The sequence below is a fragment of the Marinobacter sp. genome (genome assembly GCF_041984545.1).
Classification (GTDB): Bacteria; Pseudomonadota; Gammaproteobacteria; order Pseudomonadales; family Oleiphilaceae; genus Marinobacter.
In genome coordinates this window covers 292-659 of record NZ_JBHIXV010000088.1, presented here as the reverse complement: position 1 = coordinate 659, position 368 = coordinate 292, and the positions used below count along the sequence as shown (strand labels likewise).

Annotated in this window: 1 protein-coding gene; it reads right to left on the bottom strand. The window is 64.7% G+C overall.

What is annotated here, in order from left to right:
* Nucleotides 1-335, bottom strand: a 335-nt coding sequence (locus ACFC20_RS17655; RefSeq protein WP_375194123.1) for an AMP-binding protein, incomplete at its 3' end; no start/stop codon positions are given.
* Nucleotides 336-368 lie beyond the last annotated feature (33 nt).

Sequence of the window (368 nt, the reverse complement as noted above, 5' to 3'; positions counted from 1 at the left end):
CAAAAGGTAATGCCATGTGCGCGGATATCGCGCCAGAACTCGCTGCGGCTGAACTTGCGGCGCACCACGATGCGCGCTCCTGCAGCCATGGCGGTTGCCGTCAGCGACATGGAAGCCGCGCCGTGGTAGAGCGGCAAAAAGCAGTAGAAGCAGTCATCCTGGGTGATCTCCCACAGCAGCTGCATGGAGTCCCCCGCCATCAGCCAGCGTGCATGGCTGATGACCGCGGCCTTGGGCAGGCCGGTGGTGCCGGAGGTGAATATGTACTGCGCCGTATCGCCGGCCACCACGCCCTCGCGCCATGCAAGCGGTACGGGGGAGCCGTCCTGGCTCATGGCCAGTGCCTGCAGATCCGGTCCGAATTGCGA